Consider the following 21,331-nt stretch of genomic DNA (forward strand, 5'->3'; position numbering starts at 1 on the left):
GCGGTGAAGGCGCGGGGGAAGCGGTCGGGGTGATGATTGACGCGGGGACGCTAGAGGCGTGGGCTCAGGGTGCGCTTGCTCAGGACGACCCGCGTACGGCGATGCTGTTTGATGCTGCGTTGGCGGATGTGCGGTCGTATTGCGGTTGGCATGTGTGGCCGTTGCGTACGGATACGTTGACGTTGAATGGTACGGGGGGCCGGTCGGTTCAGTTGCCGTCGTTGCGCGTGGCGGACGTGGAGAGCGTCACGGTTGGCGGGGCGGTGCTGGACGCGGACGTTTACGAGTGGTCGGCGGATGGCGAGTTGCGGCTGTTGCGTGGCGTGTTCCCGGACCGGTTTCGTTCCGTCACGGTGACGTTGGAGCATGGTTACGAGGATGCACCGGACGTTGCGGCGGTGGTCCTGTCGGTTGCGGCCCGCGCGGGTGCGTCACCGATGGGATACACGCGTGAACAGGTGGGTGGCATTTCGCTGACTCACGGCACGGTGGGCGGCATGGTCGCGGGCGGCACGTTCATGGCGGATGAGCGGGCAAAGTTGGACCGATACGTGGCGGAGGTGCACTAGTGATCGGCTATACGACGCGGGTTCAGGTGGTGCGTCCGCTGGAAGAGCGGGACCGGTACGAGAACGTGCGCTACAACTACGAGGCGGGCGAGGTTCGGGACGTTCCGGCGCTTGTGTCGCTGCAACCGGTGGGCCAGGATTCGGACGATGAGAACCGGGTGATGGTCACGGGCACGTGGGTGTTGCGGACCCGTCCCGGCACTGACATTGATCTTGTGGAGACGGACCGGGTGCGTTCGTTTCACGGGGATATGAAGGTGGAGGGGATCGGGCGTTGGCCGCATCCGATTCGTCCGGGCGGCGTGCACCATGCGGAGGTTAAGTTGCAGGTGGTGACCGGGTGATGATGACGGATGAACAGTGGCAGGCTGTGGTTGGGTCTGCCCCGGTGCAGGCGGCGATTCTGCGGCGGGCTACGACTATCGCGGCGCGTGCCCGTTCGCTGAATGACGCTGAGGGCGGTAAGGCGCAGATCACGTTGGAGCGTGCGACGCGTGCGGATGGCCGGCCGGTGGTGAACGTGGTTAGTGACAATGCGGCGGAAGAGTACGGCACGAGCGGGACGCGGCGGCGTCGGGTGCTGCGGCGTGCTGCGTCTGGGGGTTGATGGATGGCTAAGTACAGGGTGGCGTTCGCGGCTAAGGGGCGTGACGTTGGGAAGATCGTGGAGTTGGACCCGGTGGAGGCGCGCGAGTTGGTGAAGTATGGGCGTCTGGTGCCGGTGGTTGAGCGGCCGGCGCAGGTTGGGAAGCCTGCGGAGGGGAAGCCGGGTAAGTGATAGACCCGGTTGCCGTGTTCTGCGGGGTGTTGCGTGACCGGTTCGGGGTTGCGGTGTCTACGGACCTTCCCGCGCGTTTTGAGGACTATTTGCCGCATGTGCGGGTGATTGGCCTACCGGGGCGCGTTGAGGCGCGTACGTGGCAATCTGGGGGCCTTTTGCGGGCCGTCCCGATGGATGTAGACGTGTTCGCGGAGACTCTGGGCGCGGCATCCGACTTGGCGGGCGAGATTGACGCGTACATGGACGGTGCGCGCTTGGACGAGGGGCGGGCCGAAACGGCGTCTACTCCGCACGAGCGGCCGGACTACAACCCGAACGTGCGTCGCTTTGGGCTGATCGTGGATTGGCACTATCGACCATAACTAGCAACTGGACTGTTGCGCCTACCTCATCACGAGGTGGGCGCATTTTTTGTGCCCAAATGAGGGGGAATGATGGCGGATTTTGATAGTGAGGCTGCGCGGCTCGGGATTACCGGTGCCCTGCGAGTCGGCAAGGTGGGTAGCGAAGCGCCTACGAAGATGGGTGCGTGGGCGGACCCGTGGAAGTCGTTGGGCTATATCAGCGGTGACGGCATCACGGAGACGTTGGACGAGTCGCGGGAAGAGTTCACCCCGTGGCAGAAGTCGAGCCCGATTCGCACGAGCGTTACGAGTTCGGTGAAAAAGTTTCAGGCGGTCCTCTGGGAATCGAACTTTGAGACGATTTCCCTCTACTACCGTAAGGGTATTGAGGATTTCGAGGTGGACGGCGACATTGTTTCGTTCACTGAGGGGGACGCGCCGGCGCAGGACATTCGGGCGTTCGGCATTGACGTGGTGGACGGCGTGTATGCGCGTCGGTTCACTCTTCCGTACGCGGAGGTGACGGACCGTGGCGATATTGTTTACAAGTCGGACACGATCATTGCCTACGACGTGACGATTACCGCACTCGTGGGGCCGGATGGCATTTCGGTCAAGCGCGAGTTTAAGGAGGGGTGGAAGGTTCCGACTGCCCCTGACGGCGGCGGGGCCTGATCCCCTGATGCTCGGGTGTGTGCGCGTGCTGGTAGGTCACCGCGTGCGCACCCGTTTCTAACCTACCAACTGTGATCTACCGGAATGAGGATATGGCTATGAGCACTTACGATCTGGACGCAATGGTTTCTCAGCGCGCGGAGGCTGTCGGCGGTGAGCGTGTCGAGTTCACTTACGGGGGCGAGACGTTCAGTTTCCCGCACCCGCTGTTCGCGGACGACGAGTTCAAGGACGGACTTGCGGACGTGCAGACCGATATGGAAATGGCAGAGCATTACCTTGGTGACCAGTACGACAAGTTCATTGAGGTGGGCGGCAAGTCCGGGTTCATCGGCATTCTGTTGCAGAAGGTGCAGGAGGACGCTACCGACGTTGACGAGAAGGGAAATCCTACTCTGTCGCGTCGGTCCTCCAACCGTGCCCAGAGGCGACAGAAGCGGCGCTAATCGCTGAGTATGGTTTCGATGCTATCGCGGCTTTCTGGCGGGGGGAGATTAGCGTCAGAAAGTTGCGGGCATTGGTCCAATGGTTGCCTGACGGGTCGGCACGACACAAGGCAATGAATGATGGGGTGCAGTGGGGCACTACGAATAGCCTACTGAACCTGATCGAATACCGGCTACGCGAGAATACGGCGCTGTTGTCGCGTGTGAACGGTGGGCGTCCTAAGGCTCAGAAATACAATCCCACCCCGTGGAAGCGCGAGGGGCATATGGGGCACGTCAACGGGCGCAGTGTTGAAGAGGTCAAGGCGTACTTGGATTCGCTCATGGCCTAACAGTTTCGGGGGGTGTTTGCGGTGGCAAGTGACGGTACCGTTTGGATTCCGGTTCTGCCGTCTATGCGCGGGTTCGCTGCGCAAATGGTGGACGGTACCGGCGCTGCCGCTAAGCGCGCGTCGGGGGAGATTGAGAAGGAGTTCAGTAAGGCTGGGCAGGATGCCGGCAAGGCTGCGGCTGCGGGGATCAAGTCTGCGGTTGGGGATGTGCAGGCGGCGTCTAAGCAACTGGCGGATGCGCGCAAGGCTGAGGGGGACGCGGCTAAGCAAGTGCAGGCTGCGGAGAAGGAACTTGCGGGGCTGCGGAAGTCGGGTACGGCGTCGGCTGATGAGGTGTCGGCGGCTGAGGGGCGGTTGGAGTCGGCGCACAAGGCGGTTTCGTCTGCGTCGGCTCAGACGGTGAGCGCTCAGCGTGAGTTGTCTACGGCGCATGGCAAGTTGGCTACGGAGTCTGAGGGGGCGGCGAGCGCGGCCCGGAAGTTGGCTGAGGCTCAGCGGAAGGAACAGGACGCGGCGGGCAAGGTGGCCGTTGCGGAGGAGAAACTTTCGGACTTGCAGGCGTCGGGTAAGGCGTCGTCGTCTCAGTTGGAGGCGGCTACGCAGTCGTTGGAGCGGGCTAAGAGTGGGCTTGCTACGGCGTCGGATCGTACGGCGGCGGCTGAGGCGAATCTTGCGTCTGAGTCGGATAAGGCGGCTGCGTCTGCGGCGAAGATGGCGGATCGGGCGGAAGAGTCCGGGGATGCTATGCGGCGCGCGGATGATGGCGGTAAGTCGTTTGGTTCGACGTTGTTGGATTTGGGGAAGAAGGCGGGCGCGGCGGCTATCGCGTTCGCGGGGATCAAGTCTATTGGTTCGATTTTCGGTGATGCGATTTCGCGGGCGTCGGATACGGTGGCGGCTGAGCAGTCGTTGAGCGGCTTGTATGGGTCTGCCGAGGATGCGGCGGACATGATGGACCGTATCGGGAACATTTCGAGTGGTTCCAAGATTGATACGGGCGCTTATACGGAGATGGCGCAGTCTCTCGGTTACCTGGGCGTTAAGGGTGCTCAGTCTGAGGGCATCATGCGGAATCTTGGTAAGGCGATTGTGGGTGCTGGCGGGGATTCGTCGGCGTTCGATACGGTTTCTGCGTCGCTTACCAAGATGCAGAATGAGGGCAAGGTCACCCGTGAATCGTTGAATCAACTTTCGGGGGCCGGCGTTCCGATTCTCGATTCGTTGGCTACGAAGTTGGGCAAGGAAGTTCCCGACGTGCTGGATATGGTGTCCAACGGTCTCGTGGACGTGGACGACGTTCTGGGCGTGTTGGAAGACGGTACCGGGCAGTGGATGGAACGGCTGATCGAGGCTGGCGGGGAAGTCGATAACACGTTTGGTGCCAGGTGGGCGCGCGCTAAGGATACGGTCATGGAGGCGTTGGGCACGGCGATTCTGCCTGTGTTGGAGCGTCTGTCTCCGGTCATTTCGGGCGTGGCCGATGGTGTCACGTGGTTGATCGGCGCATTCACGTCGTTGGGGGACAATGGCAACCCTGTGATTGATGCGGCGGCTGCGGCGTGGGGGTACCTGAAAGACGGTATCGGTACGGCTAAGGATGTGCTGGCGGGCACGGTTGATGTGTTGGCCAACGTGGTTGGTTGGATGGACCGGAACAAGACGGCGGTTATCACGGTGGCGAGCATTATCGGCACGGTGCTACTGCCGGCGTTGGTCACGTACGGCATTCAGCAGACGGTGACGGCGGCTAAGGCTGTGGCCGCGTGGGTGGCGCAGGGTGCGGCTGCAACGGTGGAGGCTGCGAAGAACGTTGCCGCGTGGGTGACGTTGCGGGCGCAGGCTGTCGGTTCGGCTGCGGCTCAGGTGGCGGCGTCGTGGCGCGTGGTTGCCGGATGGGTTGCCGCTGGCGCGTCGGCTGTCGCTCAGGGCGCGGTGATTGCAGCGGCGTGGATTGGGGCTAAGGCGCAGGCGGTGGGCTCGTTCATCGCTATGGGCGCGTCCGCCACGGTTGAGGCTGCGAAGTCTGCGGCTGCGTGGGTGGCGTCGTCTGCCCGTACGGTCGCGGCGTTGGTCGCTCAGTCTGCCGGGTTCGTGGCGTCTAAGGCTGTGATGATTGCGGGCGCGGTCGCTACCGGGGTTATGACGGCGGCACAGTGGGCGCTTAACAGTGCGTTCCTGGCCAACCCGATTACGTGGATTGTTGCGCTCATCGTCGGTTTGGTCGCGGCAATCGTGTTGATTGCGACTAAGACGACTTGGTTTCAGGATATTTGGTCTGCGGTGTGGGACGCGGTTTCTGCGGCGTGGGATTGGGTCTGGGATAAGTTGTCTACCGGGTTCGGCTACTTGAAGGATGGGTTTCAATCCATCGCGGATAAGGTGGGCGAGGTCAAGGATTGGATTCTGGGCAAGTGGGATGCGATTGTTGAGTTCGTTACCGGTCTTCCGAGTAAGATTTCGTCGGCGGCATCCGGCATGTGGGACGGAATCAAGGATGGATTCAAGAGTGTAGTCAACACGGTTATTGGCTGGTGGAACGGTATGGCCGATAAGTTGACGTTCAAGATTCCGAACATTCCGGGTGTTCCGATGCGTGGCGAGACGATTTCGATTCTGCCGCACATTGGCACGTTGGCGCGTGGCGGTGTTGCGGGTGTTGGCGCGGATGGCCGGCTGTACGGTCCGGGTACGGGCACGTCGGATTCCATCCTTGGGGTGGATGATACGGGGTGGCCTACTGCGCGGGTTTCGGCTGGCGAGTTCGTGGTCAACGAGAAGGCGACGCGGGCGAATCTGCCGCTGTTGCAGGCTATCAACGGTCAAGCGTTGGCGACTGGCGGGCTTGTGGACGCTCAGGATTGGGCGCGTGGCGAGTCTGGGAAGCCTTACCAGTACGCGGGGGTCGGTAACCCGTCGTGGGATTGCTCTAGTTACATGAGCGGTATCTACGCGGTGTTGACGGGGCAGGACCCGTATGCGCGGCACTTCACCACGGAATCCGATTTCGAGGCGTTGGGGTTCGTTCCGGGTCTTGGCGGTACGAACGATTTCAGTATCGGCGTCTACCGGGGCGGTGGTGGCCCGAATAGTCACATGGCGGGCACGTTGGGCGACTTGAACGTGGAGGCTGGCGCTAACGGTGTGATCGCTGGCGTGGGCGCTCAGGGCGCGGCGGACTTCCCGTTGACGTGGCACCTGCCGTTGGAAGGTGATCCTGGCGGAATGCCGAACGGTGACAGCACGATTGACCTGTCCGGTATCACGGGGGATGGGGCGAGTGCGGGTGTCACGGCTGCGTCTGGTGGCGGTTCTGATCCGGGCGGGGACACGGTGCGCGTGTACGTGACGAACTGGCCGGCCGGTGGCGTGTCTAGTGGCGCGTCGTTGCCGTCTGCGGCTTCGTCTGGCGTGTCGGTGTCGAGCACTCCCACTATGCCGTCTGGCGGCGGCGTTGGGGGCACTCAGGACGCGGACCCGTACGGGTTCGGGTTGTGGGTGACTGATCCTGCGGCGGCTGTGCTCGATGCACTGTTCGAGGTGTTGGACATTGGGGACGTGTTCGATGGCGAGCAAGTGGCCACGGATACGCGGAATCAGTTTGGTATTCCTGCCCCGGTGGTGCCCGGTAGTGAGGATGAGGCTACGGGCGGTCCTCAGGTGGTCGGCACGGTTGTGAATGGTGACGTGCATGTGACGGATTACGACGAGTTCGCGGATAACCAAGAGCGGGATATGAATGCCCTTGTGGGGGCTGGGGGGGTGTTCGGCTGATGGATGATGTACGTGTCTGGTGGACGAGTGCCCACCGGCGGCATGTTTGGGACCTGACTAATGGGCCTGTGTGGCTTGATGGTGGGGTTTCTGGGCAGCATTGGCCGGATTTCTCGCAGGTGACGGCGCAACCGGCGCGGAAGGCGGGTGCCCTGTATCGGGGTACCCGTTGGAATGCGCGGAAGGTTGGGCTGAACGTGATCGTCGGTGACCCGTTCTGGTCGGCTGAGGTGCGTACGGGGTTGAAGTATCGGCACCTTGAATCCGATTGGAACTATGACCTTTCGGAAGAGACTACGGGCCGGCTGTGTTGGGTGACGGGGCGCGGGTACCGGTGGCTTGATTGCCGGGTGGAAAAGGCTACTGATCCTAAGGGTACGACTGATCCGGCGCGGCATGGCGTGGGCCGGTATTCGTACGTACTGGCATCGGATGAGGCGTTCTATTCGGGGTTCCCTGCCCGGTACACGGTGGCATCGCGCGCGGACGAGAAGGTGAAGGGGCGCGTGTGGAACGTCGGGGATTACGAGGCGTTCCCGATTTTGCGTGTGCACGGTCCTGCGCAATGGGTGTTGGACGCGGGGCGCGGCGAGATTGTGTTGCCTGAGATTCGTGATGGTGATTGGTGGGATATTGACACTGATCCCGACGTGTTGACGGTTACGGATAGTCAGGGGGTGAATCGGCGGGACGTGTTTAACTCTGAGTGGGCGACCGGCCCGGATTCCGGCGGGCTGTCTGTGAATGCGCTTTCGGTGCCAGTGCCACCGGGTGAGCCGGTGGAGGTGAAGGCTACTCCGGTGGGTCGTCCGCCGATAGGTAAGGATCGGGCGCGGGTTGAGGCTGTCATTCACCCTCGTTACAGGCGGGCGTGGTGATGGCATGGAGCGTCTAGACATTCGGTATCTGTCCAACGAGGGCAGGGAGTTGGGCAACATCACGGATCATATCGAGGCCAAGTTCACGTTTGCGCGGAACAAGGCTGCGGCGGGGACGTTGGTGTTGCCGGGGGATTCACCGGCCGCACCACGGTTGCGTGAGTGTGCGCCCACGGCGTCGCGCCCGTACGGGGACACGGTGCCGGTGCACTTGCATTTCCGTGGGCAGAAATGGACCGGCCGCGTGCACACGTACGAGAACAAGGGCGTGTACGGGGATAAAACGTTGACGGCGCAGTTGGTGTCTGATTGGCGGCACATGGGCGGCGTGTTGGCGTACCCTAACCCGTTGTTGCCGTTGGTGTCTCAGTGGCCGAAGAATGACCCGTATATCGGGCCTATGGATACTGCGGTGCACTACTACATGTTGAAGAACAAGGGGCGGTACAACTTGCCGGTGCACATCGTGTGGCCGGAGGGCGTCGAGTGGTTCAACATTAATGAGTGGGTAAACTTTATGGCCCGCATGGCACCGTTTGACGAGTTGTTCAAGGATGCGCTGCGGGACACGGGCGCGCACGTCGAGTTGTTCATGTGGACACCCGGTGATCCGCAACCGGGCGGTAGTACGTTGGTGAAGCCTACGCTGGTGTTGCGGATTAGTCCGCCGCGAAAGAACGTGGTGGTGGCGTGGGATGAGCGTGTGGGTGGCGGCATCCTGGAATCGAAAGTGTCGGGCAAAACGTCTACGGCTGCGCACGTCGTGGTGGGCGGCAAGACGTACGACTTCGTTAACAATCTGATTTCGGCGGGCGCGAACGCGATTATCAACGGTGCGCTGTCGTTCTTTGGTCTCGCTGGCGTTGGCAACATTATCACGAACGAACTTGACGACGTGTTCATGGCGTTCAACGCGTTTCACAATTGGGATACGGCTACGACTAACGGGCCGTTCTATCTGCGCGAGACGTACGCGAATGGCGGGGCCGGCGGGTTCACTGCGGACGCGGTGCAGTCGGGCGCTACGGCGTTGTACGAGCACAAGGCGCGTAAGACGGTGCGTTTCACTGTGGCGGACGGGTTGCCGTGGAGGTTCGGCGAGGATTTCCTGTTGAACGATATTGTGCGCGCGTTCATTGACGGCGAGTGGCATGAACAAGTGGTGGACGCGGTAACGGTGTCCGAGACGCGCGATAAGGGCGTGTTGGTTGAGCCGGTGATCGGTGACGATGATATTGGGGCACCGCCGATTGCGAAGATGATTCGCCACGGGCAGGACACTATCAAGTGGTTGAAGGCGCTTAGTTTGGCGTCGTGACGGGGGGCGCTATGGCGTTGATTACGGAGAACGGTTGGAGTCAGTGCGGGGCCGGTGCGACGGTGCGCGCACTGGTCCCGGGGACGAAGAATGTTCGGGTGGAGGTTCGGGCCGGCATTGCGGCAACGATCCTGAACGCGTGGGTGGCGTGGTACCACGCAAACGTTGAATCGGTGGACCGGTACAAGCCACGAGACTATTGGGGCTGGTCTGCGACGAATGACGTGTGGAACAGTAACCACCTTTCGGGTACTGCGGTGGACTTGTGTGCGACTCAATATCCGTGGGGGCTGCGGACGATGCCTGAGGGGCGTCGGGCGAAGATTCGTGAGGGTCTGCGTCTGTTTGAGGGCACGATCTTTTGGGGTGCGGATTGGGGCCGTGCGGACGAAATGCACTACCAACTGAACTACCCGGAGGGCGACGCGCGTAATGCTGCGTTCGTGAAGAAACTAGAGGACGGCTATCTGGGCATTTACGGTCCGGGTGGTGGTAGCGGGGAAGAGGTGGCCGGATTGGCTATTAGTGAGAATCGGTTGCGTGAACTGATTTACGAGTGCTTGGAAACGTTCGTGGGGCCGATTGGTTCTGACGTGAAGGATTGTCGTCAGCAGTTGACCGGGGCGCGGAATGACTTTGAGGGTTATCCGGGGTTCCCGCATGGCGGTAAGCGCACGTTGTATGACGTTGCGGTGGCCACGGCAGAGAAGAGCGGTGTACCGGGGTGCCATGATACGGCACCGGGTAAGGGGGTTGAGTGATGGCGGACATTTTCAGTTTGGACGGTTTGACGGAGGCGGCTAAGCGCACTGTGCGTACGTTTGCGCAGGCGTTGGCGTCGTTCCTGGGCGTGGGGTCGGGTTTGGCTGGCGTGGATTGGAAGGTGGCTCTTGGGGCCGCTGGCGGTGCTGCGCTGTTGTCGTTCTTGCACGCGGTATCTGGTGACGTGTCCGGGGGTAGTGGTGCCTCTGGCCGTCACGCGGTGACGTGAGCCTTGAAGAGCATCCGTGGGTTGCGTGGGTGAGTGTCGCGGGCGCGGTGGCTACTGGTCTCGTGGCACTGTCCGGGCGGGTGCGTGAGTTGTTGCGTCCGTTGTATGCGTGGCTGACGGATTCTGAGGTGCGGCATTTGGAGCGTGTGCGGCGTATCGAGGTGGCGGCTGCGGCGTTGAATGATGCGCGTAACGAAACGCTCATGAAGCAGATTGCGGCGTTGTCGTTGCAGTTGGATGCGTCTTTGCGGGCGTCGCGGGAGGCTGAGCAGCGGCACGCGGAGGAAATGGCTTCGTTGCGGGCGGAGTTGGCGGCGCAAACGAACGAGATTGTGGCGTTGCGCGCTGAGTTGGCGGAGTACAGGAACAAGGGGGAGTAATGGCGAATTACGATGATGACGGGGCGGTGTTTGACGACCTTAGTCTGATGTTGACGGCGAACTTTATTGACTATGAGGATTACCCTACGTCGGGGAACCTGATGGTTGAAGTTCGGAATGATCGGGGCCGTATTCAGTTGCCGCGTGGTCGTCGTGGTTTGCCTGGCCAGCCGGGGGAGGCGGCTAAGCCGTTCGACGGGATCAAGAGCATTCCGACTGCGGAGAATCTTCCGGCTGATCCGACAGAGGGGCAGAAGAGCACTGCCTACGTGGCGCAGGATACGGGCATCATGTGGGCGTGGGATGCCGAGTTGGCGAGTCCTGAGTTTCGGGAAGTCGGGTTGTTCCGGGGCGAGCGGGGGCCGCGTGGGGACACAGTGCAGATCGTAGCGGGGAGCATCACGACTACGGCACCGGGTAGTTCTCCGACGCAGGGGTTTACCGAGATTTCGGATGGCGTGTACCGGTGGGATGTGACGTTGCCGCGTGGCGTTGAGGGGCCGGAAGGGCCGGTCGGTCCGCGTGGGCCGGCTGCGTCGGTGGAAGAGGCGGCGGATGTTGAGTATGACCGTCCGCCGGAGCCTGGCGACGTGCTGGTGTACGGGGATAGTGCTAAGTGGTCTCCGTCTCCGTTCTTCCGTGAGATTGGCCCGTACTCGCCTAAGTCTGAGGATTGGCGTTCGGGACAGGGGCAGTGGACGAGCGCAACGCAGTCGGTGATTGCGACTGTGGATATTCCGGGGTTGCCGTGGAAGTGGCGTCCTAAGGTGTTTGGGAACGTGCAAATGGGTTCGGGTTTGGGCACGCGGGTGCAGTGTGAGGTCCGGTTGGGTTCGGATTCGGGGATCATTGTGGGCGTGGGTCCGGGGCGTGTGAATGACAACGATCAACAGTGCACGATTTCGCCACGGTTTGGTGCTGACATTCATCCGAATAGTGATTCTGCGGTGGTGGAGGCTGGCGCGCCTGTCACGTTGTATTTGATGCGTCGTCGCGTGTCGGGTGGCCTGTTGACGGCGTGGTTTGATTATCAGTCGCATTTGAATGTGTGGTGTGTTCCGGTGGACCTTGGCGGGTCTGTGTAGCGGGGGTGTTTGATGGCGGTTTTTGAGTATGCGCGTCCTAAGGGCGTGGAGGTTGCGCCTTTTGATGAGCAGATCGCCACCAAGCGCATGTCTTTGTCGGACCTTGTGGCGTTGGATGAAACGTCGGTGGCGGCTGCGTATGACTTGGCCGGCCGCGCGTTGGACGCTGCACAGTCGGGTAGCGGAGGCGATGGCGGGGACGACGATTCCGGGGGCGTGAACTTGCGGGAGCCGTTTACTCGGGCGGGGGCGATGCCGTCCGGGTGGTCGGCGTTCTCCGGTCCGGGCGTGGCATCCACCAACGTCACGGTTGGTGGTTCGGGTGTTTACGCGCCAAATAAGGGGATCGTGGTCGCTTTGCATGACACCCCGCTGGACACTGAATCCCAAATTACTGAAATGCGTTTGACTCGTAATGACGTGGACACGGTGAATGCGGCTGGCACTGGCGGGTATCGTATTATGCCGTGCCTGGTTCTTCGTTCCGACCCTGATGCCGAGTCGTTTATGTACGCTGGTATCGGTAACAGTCAAGTCGTGATTGGCCGTGCCGTTTCTTCGGGTGGTTCGTGGACGTTGCACGACAAAGAGACCGTTGATACTGGCGTGCATATTGGCGACTTGGTTACGTTCAAGGCGGATGGTCCTCAGTATTCGATTAGGGTGAATGGGGCGCAACTGGCGTCTTGGTTTGATGTGACCAACTTGCATCCCACGACGGGCAGGCACGTCGGGTTTCGGACCGGCCGGGACACTTTTTTCGGTTACAAGTACGGGATTCTGAAAGATTGGCGTGGTGCTGATCTATCGCCTACTTTGACGACAGGTGTCGGCTGGCGTATTGCCCGCGCATCCGAGTCGACAGTATCCGTGACGAAGGGCGTCTTTTACAAAAACGTGTTTGACACGGTTGTGCGTTTGGCGGGTGTGGGCTCTAATCCTGGTCCGGGCGTTATCAACATTCATCAAACCGGTTGGTACGTGGTCCGTCTTCGTTTCGAGAGGACGACAGGGAAAATCACGGGATGGGCCTCCCTGTATCGACGTAAGCCGGATGGCCAAGACTACGAACTGATTAGTTCGTCTACCAAGGGGCATGAAAACAACGCATCGGGCACGTTTGTAGTGTACTTGGAAGAGGGGGACGTGCTGCGCGCGGGGCAAGATGGCCCGGATATGAGCATTAGCGGTAACTCCACTTTGAACGGGACGGTGTTTGAGGGCGCGATGGTTTCAGGGTTGCGCGGTCTTCCGGGTGCCACGGGCGAGAAGGGGGACACGGGGCCGGCGAACGCGTTGGAGATTGGCACGGTGGAGCGCGGCGAGGAAGCCGGGGCGACGATCACGGGTGACGCACCGGCGCAAGTCCTGAACCTGACTTTGCCTAAGGGGGATACGGGCGCGGAATCGACGGTGCCGGGGCCGCGTGGCGAGCGGGGGCCTCAGGGTGAGCGTGGGCCTCAGGGTGAGCGGGGGCCTCAGGGGTTGAAGGGCGAGACGGGGGACCAGGGGCCTCAGGGTCCGCTTGGGAACACGGGCGCGCGTGGGCCTAAGGGTGACAAGGGAGATACGGGCGCGCGTGGGCCTAAGGGCGAGCAAGGCGATTCGAGTGCCTACCAGTTCGTCACTCAGTGGCCGACAGACCCCGTGCCGAACGTGGTGTACATGATGGCGGAGGCGTGAACCATGCCGATGATGATTGATGGCAAGACGTTGACGGCGATGCGTCAGGATGGTGTGGAGGTTGGGCAGGCTCGGGTGTGGCATCCGGATGGGCAGTGGTTCCGGGTGTTCCGTAAGCCGCAAGAGCCAAGATTCTTGGTCGTTAACCACACGATCACAGGCGTCGCCTACCGAGACGTGCCCGCGTGGGCCGATTATGTGGCGTTTTACGTGTGGGGCGGTGGCGGTGGCGGTTCCGGGGGCGATGGCGGCGGGTTCCGTACCGGTACCGGCGGTGCGGCGGGGCAGGCGCGCGGCTTGGGTCCGCTGAGCCTTGTTACTTACCCTCTGAGGCGTCTAGCGATGATGGCGGGCGCGTATGGCGCGGGGGGCGCTAAGGAGTCGTCTGGGAAGGCTGGGGGCGATTCCGGGGTGCAGGCGACCTTGGACGGCAACACGTGGGAGGTATACCTTACCGCCAAAGGCGGGGCCGGAGGTTCCGGATACAACGGTACGGCGGGCGGCACCGCTGACTCGCTCAGGCTGCGTAATGGCGAGATGATTACCGGCGGCAAGGGCGGGTCCAACAACCAAGCCGGTACCGCACCGGGCGGCGGCGGTGGCGCGGGCACCGGAGGCGTTTTCGGCAACGCCAACCCTGGCAAGCCTGGCGGTCGCGGTCGCGTGGCTGTGGCGTTCTGGAACGAGGATTGGCAGGCGGTGAACTAGCGGCGGTCGGTACGTGCGCCTTGCCCTGGCCGGCCCGCGTGCCACGCGCGCACTTCGTCCGCATCCCACAAGGGTGTCCTGCCGACGTACTCGATTGGTTGGGGTGCCCGGTGGCGGTTGACGTACGCCGACCACGTAGAGGCGGTGACCCCTACATGGTCGGCGCAGTCGGCGCGTAGCCAGCGTTCAGGCATCGCGCGCCGGACGGTGGAGCCATGCACGCCATGCGACGAGCGCGCCAAGCGCGGCCCAGTATGGCCACGGCGAGCGGAACGCTACGAGGATGGACGCGGTACTGGCCAACCCTACGAGGTCGGGCGGTATGCGTTTGACGATGTGCATTCCGGTTCCTTCCGTTGCGGAGGTTGTGGGACCCTGGGGGCGGGTCCGGGGCACTATTTCTGCCCCGGACCCTTCCCGTCACCGCTTGCGGCGGTGCTTACCTGGTGGGCGGTTGCGGCGTCCCTGCAAGACCATGATCACGTTCAGGATCAGGCTTGCGATGGGTACCGCATCGCGCCAGGTGAAGGGGTCCAAATTTGAACCTCCACTCTTGAGTTGTTCCGGCTGGCTGCCGGGTCTGGCCTGTTGGCCTGACACCTAGAGTGTAGCAAACTGAGTTTGCAAAGTGCAAGTCGGTGGTCGTGGGGCAGGATCGCGTGTCGTGGGGCAAATCGTGGGGCACACTCGTGACCTACGGTGTCCAACGATCCGGCGCGTGATGCGACACGGGAGTGGCATATACGCAGGTAGGGGCGTAGATATGCGTCCGTTCGTGTCATGTGCCGTCTGTCGGTGTCCTCGCAGGATTACGGACTTTTAATCCGCAGGTCGTCGGTTCGAGCCCGACAGGGGGCACCTGACCTCCACCTGGGCCGCCCGGGTGGGGGTCGTTTTGCGTGTGCAGCGCCCCGCCCCACATGAGCCAGTCGCGGTCAACGCCGAGCGCGAGGCTGATGCGCGCAACCTTCACGTCGAGCCCCCGGGACTGCCGGCCCTTCTCCATGCCTTGCCAGGAGCCGAAGGGGATTCCGCAGCGTTCCGCCGCTTCGCGTTGGGAGAGGCCGTACTCGGTGCGCACGAGAAGCAACCGATTGGCCAGGGTGTCGCTCGGCCTCCAGGGGGCCTGCTGTTCTGTCGGTGCGTTCATGTGCGTGACTGTAACGCACACTCCTGTCACTGTGCAATGTTTTTACGCTCTTGCGTGGAGAAACATCACCGACACGCGGAAACATGATTGACATCCGAATCTGTCAGTGACAGATTCACCGCATGGCAACTCCACTCCAAGAGCTGATCGAGCTCAGGATGCCGCCGGGCCAGACCCTCCCGCTGTTCGTCAACAGTCGCCGACGCCGCGGCATCGGCCTGCGCCGCGTCGCCGAGGACATCTACGAGACCACGAACGTCCGCGTCTCGCATGCAACCTTGCGGAACTGGTTCCCGGCCCAGCCATCCAGAAAGGCCAGCTAACCAAAGGGCCCGCCCGGGCTTCCCTCCCGGACGGGCCACGACACACCAGCGAAAGGACCACTGTGTCCCCTCAGATACTACCCAGCACGTCCGGCGCCTCGCCGTTCGATGCGATCAAACGCACCCGCCCCGACGGCACCGAGTACTGGTCCGCCCGCGGACTGATGGAGGCGGAGAGGTACTCCCGGTGGGAAAAGTTCAAGACCGGCCTGTCACGAGCGATGGCGACGGCCAGGAACCAGGGCCACGACGTAGAGGACCATTTTCCCCGATCGGTGCAGAAGGTCGCGATCGGCTCCGGCGCGACGCGGGACCGCGAGGATTACCACCTCTCCCGATTCGCCGCTTACCTCGTCGCGATGAACGGCGATCCGAACATGCCGGAGGTCGCCGCGGCGCAGGCGTACTTCGCTGTCCGTACCCGGGAGGCCGAGACCACCAGGCCCGCGCTGACGGATGACGAGATCGTCGCCCAGGCACTCGCGATCACCACCCACCGGGTGCGCGAGCTCGAGTCCGTCGTCGAGGACCTCAAGCCCGACGCCCGCGCCTGGCGGCAGCTGGCCGACGCGGACGGCAACTACGGGGTCGGCGACGCCGCGAAGATCCTGTCGCAGGACGCCGGGATCAGTGTCGGCCGCAACCGGCTGTTCACGGTGATGGAGGACGCGAAGTGGATCTACCGGCGCAAGGGGCCGCGCGGCGGGTGGTGCGCCTACCAGACGCAGGTCGAATGCGGCCGGCTCCATGAGCGCCCGGCCACGCCGTTCCTGAACCGCAAGACCGGCGAGTACGAGCTGCCGGCGCCGACGATCCGCATCACGGTCAAGGGCGTCGCGGATCTGCACGCGAAGCTCACCGACGGCCAGCTCGCGATCGGGGGAGTGGCATGAGCGACCGAGACAACGTTCCTGCGGCGTCGGTGCGGATTCCGCTGCACGTGCCGGACCCCTTGCAGGTGCTCGCCGAGATCGAGGCCCGCCGCCGGCACCCCGCGGCCGCCGCACAGCGCACGCCGATGGACACCGCGCAGGAGTTCCACGACGAGGTCGACGCGCAGACCGGGCGGATCCTGCCACGCCGCATCCCCGGCGCCGTGGAACCGACCGCCTGCAGCTTCGGGTTCGAGCCGGTCACCGGCTGGGACCGGTGGTCCGAACTGCCCCGCGCGCACAAGGCCGCACTGATCGGAGTCTCGACGCTCGCCGCCTGCCTCCTGGTCGCCGTCGCGCTCGTCGGTTCGTGGGGGTGGTGACCGTGGTAGCGACCGTGGGAACCAACCGCCCGGTGATCCCGGCGGACGGGTTGACCGTGCACCACGAGCAGGAGGAGGCCGCGCGCCGCGTCGTCGCGGGCAATTCCAGCAGCGCGGCCGAGGCGGCCGAGTTCATGGCCATGCTCGGCATCACCCCCGACAAGGCGGAGGTGCACTCCCGCCCGACGTCACCGCTGTCGAAGAACCAGGCCGCCGCGCTGCGCGGCCGGACCAAAGCCAAGACGGTGCGGCTCAACGAACCGTGCGCCGGCGGCTGCGGCCAACTCCTCCGCCCGTACAAGATGCGCGCGGCGGAAGCGCCGGGGACGGTCGGCGCGACTGGCCGCGGCATGTGCTCGGGCTGCTACCGCAAGGCCCGGGCCGACGAGGCGCAGGAGGCGGCGCCGTGACCCTCTTCTGGCACGTCAGTCAGATCCCCGAAGGCGCCGTCGTCGTCGACCAGCTCTCGCGACGCTTCCACTTCCGCGGCGGACGGTTCGACGACGGCATGCACCAGCTCCACGCCGCCGACCTCGACTTCCCCCTCTTCCACGACACCGGAGACCACCCATGAGACCGCTGCTCCCGCACCGCATCCGCCCCTGGTACCCGCCGCGCACCGACGCACATCCCCTCCGCCGGCCGGTGTCGGCGACGCCGATCTACGACCAGCTCGCCGCCGAGTACGGCTTCGACCCACTCGAGGAGACCCGATGACCCGTGCAGATGTGTGCGCGCGGTGCGGGCACGCCCGCGTGCTCCACGAGACCGTGCCGACCGATCACCGATTCAAGGCCCCGCGGAAGAAGGATCGGGCGCCGGAGCCGCCGATCGGCCGGGACGAGCTGCGCGCGATCATCCGCGCCGAAGTGCGCGCCGAGCTCGCGCGGGCACGGCCGGAGATGGTGACGACGAACGAGTACCACGTACCGGAGCCGGTCCTGTCGCGTGATCAGGCGGTGCGCCTCGCCCAGGCTCCGCAGCCGGGCGAGTCGGCAGCCGACGCGGAGATCCGCCGCCGACTCGTGGGTTCAGCGCAGGTCGCCGAGATCATCGCCCGGGCACAGCGGGGTGATCGGTGATGCGCACGCTCCTCGAGTCCCTCGCGTCGACGCCCAGCCCCGCGTCCCCGCATGGCCGTCTCGGCGACCTGGACCGGGTCGGTGACGCCGCCCTCGAGGCGGCGGCGTGGATCCGGGAGCAGGACCCGCACGCCCTGCATGCGCTGCTGACGCGGATCGGTGGGGAACGCCCGGCCGCCCTCGCCGACATCGCGATGGCCCTGGCCGCCCTGGTCGACCCCGACGAGGAAGACGAGGAGCGGGCGGCGCGGGTGGAGGCGATCAGCGCGCCCCGCGTGCGTCTCGTCGGCCGCCGGTACGGGGGTGCGGCATGACGAGCTCCTACGCCCCGCGCGATGAGGACAGCATCGCCGACATGCTCGCTCCCCGGCCGATGCCGCTGGTGGAGGTGCACTACGAAGTGCCGCCGACCAAGTCGGATCAGCGGCCGTACCGAACCGTGATCGGCCGGGTGGCCCTGGTCGACGCCGGACTCGTCGTGGTCGACCGTGATGTGCCCACCCCGAAGGGGGTGCGGACGACGGAGATCCCCGCGGCCCGCGTGATCCAGATCGACCACCTGCCCGCCCCGCCCGACCAGACGACGCAGGAGGGCTGATGGCAGCTGCCCCGCCGCACCCACCGGCGCACCACCACGTGCAGCCGGTGTGAGGCACCGATCGTGTGGGTGACCACGGCCAGTCGTGGCACCCGCCTCGCCCTCGACGCATCCCCCGATGACCACGGCGTGTTCCAGGTGGTCACCGGCGGCGCCGACGGGCTGATCGGCCGGCCCCTGGCGGGCAGCGACCTTGCCGCCGCGATCGCGGACGGCACGCCCTTGTTCATCCCGCATCGCCGCACCTGCACGGCGAACAAGTCCCACAACCCCATGCCCGACGACGTGCGCGCCGAGATCGCCCGGGGCGTTGGGCCGCGCCACCCCAGGAGAGACACCATGACCACCCCCGAGACATCCCAGACAGGGCCATCCGTCCCCGCGGACGAGAAGTGGCTGAGCGACGTCACCGCGGTCCCCATCGAGAAGATCGTGCCGAACCCGCGGAATCCACGGCGCGAGGTCGCGGTCGACGCGGACCTGGTCCTGTCGATCAAGGCGGTGGGCGTGCTGCAGCCGCTGATCGTCGTCCCGGACGGCCTGGCCGATCCTGTCGACGGCTGGGAGCGGTACATGGTGGTGGCCGGGCACCGCCGTCTGCAAGCCGCGATCAAGGCCGGCCTGGCCGAGGTGCCGTGCATGACCCTTGCTGGCCGCGATGACGCGCCGGACCAGATCGTGGCGATGCTCGCTGAGAACAAGGACCGCGCCGACCTGACCGTGTCGGAGGAGGCTGGGGCGTATCAGGCATTGCTCGACCTCGGGTTGACGCCGGCGAAGGTGGCGAAGAAGACGGGGCGGTCGACCGCGCATGTCGGGGACCACTTGGTGTTGGCCCGTCAGTCGGAGAGAGTCCGCGGCTACGTCGACAATGGTCAGGCGAAGCTCTCCGACGTCGCCGCGCTCGACGAGTTCTCGGATGACCACGAGGAGTACGAGAAGCTGGCCGGTCTGATCGGCTCGCCGTCGATGTTCCAGCTGCACCTCGAGTACGCCCGGCGGCGCCGCGACCGCGCCGCCGCCGCCAAGGCAGCCCGCGACGAGCTCGCCGGGCGCGGCATCAACGCGGTGACCCTCGACGAGCTCGGCGAAGAGATAGCCCAGGAGCAGATCGACGCGGGCGTGGACCCGGACGAGGTCGATGGGGCCGCCGACATCGACGACGTGTGGGAGGAACTCGACGCCGAACCCGACGACCCCAAGTCCGCGGAAGTGCGCGCCCTCGTCGACGTGCACGAGTCGGAGCCGGTGGTGTGGCTGCGCCGCCGGCCCACCCCCGAACCCGGCAGCGAGCAGGAAGCCGCGCAGCGGGAGGAGTCGGCGGCGCAGGCCCGTCGCCGCGAAGAAGACCAGGCCATCAGACAGCAGACGGAGGAAGTCGCCGCCGCCGCGCGTGTCCGGTGGCGGCACCTGGCCGAGCAGGCGCGCGGCGTGTCGACCGCGGCCCGCGCGGAGGAGCTGTTGCGGCCGGTGGTGGTGAACCTCGCCGCCGAACGGCTGCGCCAGTCGCCGCTCAAGCACGAGTACGTGCGGATCATCCTGGGCCTGCCGGAGGTGGAGGTCACCTGGGTGAACACGCGCGACGCGACGCCGGTCGAGGACATCGAGAAGGCGATCAGCAGGTTGAGCCGGCACCAGCTGGCCGCGGTCGCCTTCTTGCTCGACGAGGGGCCGCAGATGGAGATGAGCCTGCTCAATCCGCACAACTGGCGCGGCGCGACGGGCGCATCGTTCGGCCCCGCGGTCGAGGACTGGAAAGAACGGCTCTCCCTCGAGTGGGGCTACGAGCTCGCCGACATCGAGCGGGCCCTGGTGATCGAGGGCGAGACGGCCCGCGCCGCCGCGGCCCTCGAGGCGGAGAACGCCGAAGACGCCCCCGCCGACGGAGACGTGGGCGATGGGGCCGCGTAGTGGATACCGCCGCCGCGGCCGACGACTGGTGGCATTCGCTGCCGCCGGATCGGCGGGTGCAGATCTGGCGGTGGGTCGACCGCCCCGCCGCCCCCGCGGAGACGCCCGGCCAAATGTCCATCCCCATCCGCTCATCGAGGAGGCGCCATGACCGCACCCACCGCTGATGCCCCGCCCGTCGCGCGCGGCGTCGACGTCATCGTCGGCACCAAGGACCTGCGGGCCGCCCTGGCGTCGGTGCTCGCCCATGCGGGCGGGGACCCGGAGCTGCCGGAGCGGCACCGAGTCGTCTGCGAAGTCGGGCCGGAAGAGCTGATCTGGTGGGCCACCGACGGCATGTCCGCGGGCTTGGCTTGGCACGAGGTGCACTCGCACCAGGCGGAGGGGCTGGGCCGGTTCGCGATCCTGCCGGCGGATGCGAAGAAGCTGCTGTCGATCTTCAAGGCGGGCAAGGAAGCCGACGACGATCCGCAGTTCATCGTGCAGATTCAGGTAGTCCAGAAAGGTGACGAGCAGTTCGTCACCGTGACGGACCAGTCCGGGCTGCTGCCGGGACGGTCGTACCGGGTGCCGCAGGTGTACGGGACGGACTCGCCGGGGCCGGCCGTCGACCAGCTGCTCGCCCGGCTGCATCACAGCTCGGCCGCATGGTCGGAGGAGGCCGTCTTCAACGGCGAAGTGCTGGCCCGGTTCAAGGCGGCCACCGGCGCGTACCGGGCGCCGGTGCAAGTCGGCGCGGTCGCCCGGTCGAAGTCGTTGCTCGTCCGGTGCGGCGCGCACTTCATCGGCGCGCTGATGTCGATCCACACGGCCGAGGAGGAAGAGAAAGAACGCGCCGCCTGGCGCGAGGCGTGGGCCGAGCGTCTGCCCCGCCCGGCGACGGGAGACCTGTCGTGACCGCCCCCGCCGCTGCTGCCGCTGGCCTGGTCGTGGCCGGCGTTGTCGCCGCGGCCACCACCGGCGCGGTGGCGGCGTTCCTGGCCGCTGACTTCGTGTACGGCGCCGCCGCGACCGCGTTCGGCCTGCGCCGCCTGCCCACCCGACCCGCACG

Annotated in this window: 24 protein-coding genes and 1 tRNA gene; all 25 read left to right on the forward strand. The window is 64.8% G+C overall.

The genetic code is table 11. From position 1 onward, the window contains the following. Positions 1 to 227: 227 nt before the first annotated feature. The 25 genes from H4F70_RS06310 (at position 228) to H4F70_RS06430 (ending at position 21,177) form a co-directional block, all read left to right on the forward strand. Complete coding sequence (locus H4F70_RS06310; protein ID WP_182359475.1) at positions 228 to 569, forward strand: hypothetical protein; 342 nt, start codon at positions 228 to 230, stop codon at positions 567 to 569. After that, positions 569 to 913, forward strand: coding sequence for a hypothetical protein (locus tag H4F70_RS06315; protein WP_182359477.1), 345 nt, complete (start codon positions 569 to 571; stop codon positions 911 to 913). Before H4F70_RS06310 ends, H4F70_RS06315 begins: the two co-directional genes overlap by 1 nt. Positions 914 to 1,781: 868 nt before the next feature. Further along, positions 1,782 to 2,369 carry a phage tail tube protein gene (locus H4F70_RS06320; RefSeq protein ID WP_182359479.1) on the forward strand — a complete coding sequence of 196 codons (588 nt, stop codon included), beginning with the start codon at positions 1,782 to 1,784 and terminating at the stop codon, positions 2,367 to 2,369. 98 nt (positions 2,370 to 2,467) lie between these two features. Beyond that, positions 2,468 to 2,815: a hypothetical protein gene (locus H4F70_RS06325; RefSeq protein ID WP_182359481.1), complete on the forward strand. Its 348-nt coding sequence runs from the start codon at positions 2,468 to 2,470 to the stop codon at positions 2,813 to 2,815. 344 nt (positions 2,816 to 3,159) lie between these two features. Continuing rightward, a complete protein-coding gene (locus H4F70_RS06330; protein ID WP_182359483.1) occupies positions 3,160 to 6,918 on the forward strand; it encodes a tape measure protein in 3,759 nt (1,252 codons plus the stop codon). A gap of 197 nt (positions 6,919 to 7,115) precedes the next feature. Further along, entirely contained in the window at positions 7,116 to 7,796 is a 681-nt protein-coding gene (locus tag H4F70_RS06335; protein WP_182359484.1) for a hypothetical protein, read from the forward strand. A 4-nt stretch (positions 7,797 to 7,800) separates the two neighbouring features. Beyond that, a complete protein-coding gene (locus H4F70_RS06340) occupies positions 7,801 to 9,114 on the forward strand; it encodes a Gp37-like protein (RefSeq protein WP_443735764.1) in 1,314 nt (437 codons plus the stop codon). 98 nt (positions 9,115 to 9,212) lie between these two features. Further along, entirely contained in the window at positions 9,213 to 9,875 is a 663-nt protein-coding gene (locus H4F70_RS06345) for a M15 family metallopeptidase (RefSeq protein WP_235681369.1), read from the forward strand. After that, positions 9,875 to 10,105, forward strand: a complete 231-nt coding sequence (locus tag H4F70_RS21115) for a holin (protein WP_182359489.1) — start codon at positions 9,875 to 9,877, stop codon at positions 10,103 to 10,105. Before H4F70_RS06345 ends, H4F70_RS21115 begins: the two co-directional genes overlap by 1 nt. Then, the gene (locus H4F70_RS06355) at positions 10,102 to 10,485 is read left to right on the forward strand and encodes a hypothetical protein (protein ID WP_182359490.1); all 384 of its coding nucleotides are present in this window, start codon (positions 10,102 to 10,104) and stop codon (positions 10,483 to 10,485) included. The genes H4F70_RS21115 and H4F70_RS06355 overlap by 4 nt, the downstream gene beginning before the upstream one ends. Beyond that, the gene (locus H4F70_RS06360) at positions 10,485 to 11,570 is read left to right on the forward strand and encodes a hypothetical protein (protein WP_182359492.1); all 1,086 of its coding nucleotides are present in this window, start codon (positions 10,485 to 10,487) and stop codon (positions 11,568 to 11,570) included. Before H4F70_RS06355 ends, H4F70_RS06360 begins: the two co-directional genes overlap by 1 nt. 12 nt (positions 11,571 to 11,582) lie before the next feature. Next, a complete protein-coding gene (locus tag H4F70_RS20790) occupies positions 11,583 to 13,253 on the forward strand; it encodes a collagen-like domain-containing protein (RefSeq protein WP_182359493.1) in 1,671 nt (556 codons plus the stop codon). 3 nt (positions 13,254 to 13,256) lie between these two features. Then, on the forward strand, positions 13,257 to 13,961 hold the full coding sequence (locus H4F70_RS06370; RefSeq protein WP_182359495.1) for a glycine-rich domain-containing protein: 705 nt from the start codon (positions 13,257 to 13,259) through the stop codon (positions 13,959 to 13,961). 784 nt (positions 13,962 to 14,745) lie between these two features. Next, positions 14,746 to 14,819 (forward strand) — tRNA-Lys (locus tag H4F70_RS06375). Positions 14,820 to 15,233: 414 nt separating this feature from the next. Beyond that, on the forward strand, positions 15,234 to 15,434 hold the full coding sequence (locus H4F70_RS06380; RefSeq protein WP_182359497.1) for a hypothetical protein: 201 nt from the start codon (positions 15,234 to 15,236) through the stop codon (positions 15,432 to 15,434). A 62-nt stretch (positions 15,435 to 15,496) separates the two neighbouring features. Further along, complete coding sequence (locus H4F70_RS06385; RefSeq protein WP_182359499.1) at positions 15,497 to 16,327, forward strand: phage antirepressor KilAC domain-containing protein; 831 nt, start codon at positions 15,497 to 15,499, stop codon at positions 16,325 to 16,327. Continuing rightward, positions 16,324 to 16,689: a hypothetical protein gene (locus H4F70_RS06390; RefSeq protein ID WP_182359500.1), complete on the forward strand. Its 366-nt coding sequence runs from the start codon at positions 16,324 to 16,326 to the stop codon at positions 16,687 to 16,689. The genes H4F70_RS06385 and H4F70_RS06390 overlap by 4 nt, the downstream gene beginning before the upstream one ends. 14 nt (positions 16,690 to 16,703) lie before the next feature. Beyond that, positions 16,704 to 17,099: a hypothetical protein gene (locus tag H4F70_RS06395; RefSeq protein ID WP_182359502.1), complete on the forward strand. Its 396-nt coding sequence runs from the start codon at positions 16,704 to 16,706 to the stop codon at positions 17,097 to 17,099. Then, on the forward strand, positions 17,096 to 17,263 hold the full coding sequence (locus H4F70_RS06400) for a hypothetical protein (RefSeq protein ID WP_182359503.1): 168 nt from the start codon (positions 17,096 to 17,098) through the stop codon (positions 17,261 to 17,263). The genes H4F70_RS06395 and H4F70_RS06400 overlap by 4 nt, the downstream gene beginning before the upstream one ends. Continuing rightward, on the forward strand, positions 17,260 to 17,406 hold the full coding sequence (locus tag H4F70_RS06405; RefSeq protein ID WP_182359505.1) for a hypothetical protein: 147 nt from the start codon (positions 17,260 to 17,262) through the stop codon (positions 17,404 to 17,406). Before H4F70_RS06400 ends, H4F70_RS06405 begins: the two co-directional genes overlap by 4 nt. Further along, positions 17,403 to 17,771 carry a hypothetical protein gene (locus tag H4F70_RS06410; RefSeq protein ID WP_182359507.1) on the forward strand — a complete coding sequence of 123 codons (369 nt, stop codon included), beginning with the start codon at positions 17,403 to 17,405 and terminating at the stop codon, positions 17,769 to 17,771. The genes H4F70_RS06405 and H4F70_RS06410 overlap by 4 nt, the downstream gene beginning before the upstream one ends. Beyond that, on the forward strand, positions 17,771 to 18,085 hold the full coding sequence (locus tag H4F70_RS06415; protein ID WP_182359509.1) for a hypothetical protein: 315 nt from the start codon (positions 17,771 to 17,773) through the stop codon (positions 18,083 to 18,085). Before H4F70_RS06410 ends, H4F70_RS06415 begins: the two co-directional genes overlap by 1 nt. Then, complete coding sequence (locus H4F70_RS06420; RefSeq protein WP_182359510.1) at positions 18,082 to 18,369, forward strand: hypothetical protein; 288 nt, start codon at positions 18,082 to 18,084, stop codon at positions 18,367 to 18,369. The genes H4F70_RS06415 and H4F70_RS06420 overlap by 4 nt, the downstream gene beginning before the upstream one ends. Before the next feature lie 69 nt (positions 18,370 to 18,438). Then, the gene (locus tag H4F70_RS06425) at positions 18,439 to 20,280 is read left to right on the forward strand and encodes a ParB/RepB/Spo0J family partition protein (RefSeq protein WP_182359512.1); all 1,842 of its coding nucleotides are present in this window, start codon (positions 18,439 to 18,441) and stop codon (positions 20,278 to 20,280) included. A gap of 147 nt (positions 20,281 to 20,427) precedes the next feature. Further along, the gene (locus H4F70_RS06430; protein ID WP_182359514.1) at positions 20,428 to 21,177 is read left to right on the forward strand and encodes a hypothetical protein; all 750 of its coding nucleotides are present in this window, start codon (positions 20,428 to 20,430) and stop codon (positions 21,175 to 21,177) included. Positions 21,178 to 21,331 lie beyond the last annotated feature (154 nt).

It is taken from the genome of Tomitella gaofuii, assembly GCF_014126825.1.
GTDB classification, from domain to species: domain Bacteria; phylum Actinomycetota; class Actinomycetes; order Mycobacteriales; family Mycobacteriaceae; genus Tomitella; species Tomitella gaofuii.

Coding starts and splice junctions, on each gene's coding strand:
- H4F70_RS06320 (WP_182359479.1), top strand. CDS start 1,782: ATGATGGCGGATTTTGATAGTGAGGCTGCGCGGCTCGGGATTACCGGT.
- H4F70_RS06325 (WP_182359481.1), top strand. CDS start 2,468: ATGAGCACTTACGATCTGGACGCAATGGTTTCTCAGCGCGCGGAGGCT.
- H4F70_RS06340 (WP_443735764.1), top strand. CDS start 7,801: ATGGAGCGTCTAGACATTCGGTATCTGTCCAACGAGGGCAGGGAGTTG.
- H4F70_RS21115 (WP_182359489.1), top strand. CDS start 9,875: ATGGCGGACATTTTCAGTTTGGACGGTTTGACGGAGGCGGCTAAGCGC.
- H4F70_RS06360 (WP_182359492.1), top strand. CDS start 10,485: ATGGCGAATTACGATGATGACGGGGCGGTGTTTGACGACCTTAGTCTG.
- H4F70_RS20790 (WP_182359493.1), top strand. CDS start 11,583: ATGGCGGTTTTTGAGTATGCGCGTCCTAAGGGCGTGGAGGTTGCGCCT.
- H4F70_RS06370 (WP_182359495.1), top strand. CDS start 13,257: ATGCCGATGATGATTGATGGCAAGACGTTGACGGCGATGCGTCAGGAT.
- H4F70_RS06380 (WP_182359497.1), top strand. CDS start 15,234: ATGGCAACTCCACTCCAAGAGCTGATCGAGCTCAGGATGCCGCCGGGC.
- H4F70_RS06390 (WP_182359500.1), top strand. CDS start 16,324: ATGAGCGACCGAGACAACGTTCCTGCGGCGTCGGTGCGGATTCCGCTG.
- H4F70_RS06405 (WP_182359505.1), top strand. CDS start 17,260: ATGAGACCGCTGCTCCCGCACCGCATCCGCCCCTGGTACCCGCCGCGC.
- H4F70_RS06410 (WP_182359507.1), top strand. CDS start 17,403: ATGACCCGTGCAGATGTGTGCGCGCGGTGCGGGCACGCCCGCGTGCTC.
- H4F70_RS06415 (WP_182359509.1), top strand. CDS start 17,771: ATGCGCACGCTCCTCGAGTCCCTCGCGTCGACGCCCAGCCCCGCGTCC.
- H4F70_RS06420 (WP_182359510.1), top strand. CDS start 18,082: ATGACGAGCTCCTACGCCCCGCGCGATGAGGACAGCATCGCCGACATG.
- H4F70_RS06430 (WP_182359514.1), top strand. CDS start 20,428: ATGACCGCACCCACCGCTGATGCCCCGCCCGTCGCGCGCGGCGTCGAC.